The 1172-nt window shown below is 63.4% G+C and carries 1 protein-coding gene; it reads right to left on the reverse strand.

Translation table 11 applies throughout. From position 1 onward, the window contains the following. Positions 1-1093: vWA domain-containing protein (locus ACDP63_RS24930; RefSeq protein WP_409928864.1), on the reverse strand; the 1093-nt coding region annotated here is incomplete at its 3' end. Positions 1094-1172 lie beyond the last annotated feature (79 nt).

Consider the following 1172-nt stretch of genomic DNA (forward strand, 5'->3'; position numbering starts at 1 on the left):
GGTCATAGTCCGCATAGGCTCCGTCTTCGGCGTCGGCGGGGACAATTGTCACATAATCACGCGGAGCCAGTCCCTCACCTTCCCAGCTCACCGTAAACGCGGAGCCAACCAAGGTTTGTGCCGGGCCGAAGACCTGGGCGGCGGGCGGTTGCGACGTGATGGGCGGGAAAATGGCGTGGACATTGCGCGCGCTGTCCAACGCCAAACTGGCCTCGGTCTGCGAGAAGTCGTCCTGCGCCGTCGAATGGACCGTCACGATATAGTCGCCGAACGGCAGATCCGTGATGAAGGGGTTCGCGGTGCCGGTCTGCACCATGTTGAACGAAGTGTCCGATATCTCCCAGATCACCTCGCCGGACAGAAGCGGAAGCTCCAGTGGCGCTGCTGGCCGCTCCCAGACGGTCTCGTCGCCGCTCTCCTCGCCTCCAACATTTGCGGTGAAGGTGAAACTCCCTGAGGCAGGCGCGGCAGTGACCTCGCGCAAGGCCTCGTTGAGTTCCTGGGCATTGTCGGCAGTCAGGAAGCGGCCGCCGGTTTCCTCGGCGATGCATTGCATCTGCAACAGGGCGTCGGCTTCGCCCCGCACGTCGAAGCCAATGACATGGGCGGTAAAATCTACGCCCGCTTCTTCCAATGCGCGGGCGGCGGCGCAAGGATCAGGATTGCAGGTCTCGATCCCATCGGAAACCAGGATCACCGTCGCCGCCTGTTCGGTGTGGCGCAACGCCTGAGCCGCGGTGATGACGGCATCGGTCATCGGGGTCATGCCCCGCGGGTTCAACCCTTCAACGATGCCGGCGATCTCTGCCGCAGTGCCGGGCGCGGGTTCGACCAAGGTCTCGATATCCGCGCATTGCCCGCGCTCGCGATGGCCATAGGTGACGAAACCGAGATTCTGATCGACGGGGAAATCCGACACAATGTCGCCGACGACATCGCGCGCGATGGTGATTTTGTTTACCCCATCGATCTGCCCCCACATCGACCCCGAGGCGTCCAAAACGAGGATCGTGCTGGGGCGCTCCTGGGCAAGCGCCGCCGGCGCAAGGGCGGATGTCAGGGCGATGAACCCGGCGGTCACAAGAGATCTCATGCGGCTTCTCCATCGCGCGCTGTCCCGAAGCGGGCACCGGCGCGCTCTTTCAGCTTGCGGAAATGTGAGGACATCTGCT

The organism is Paracoccus sp. P2, assembly GCF_046335115.1.
GTDB lineage: Bacteria > Pseudomonadota > Alphaproteobacteria > Rhodobacterales > Rhodobacteraceae > Paracoccus > Paracoccus pantotrophus.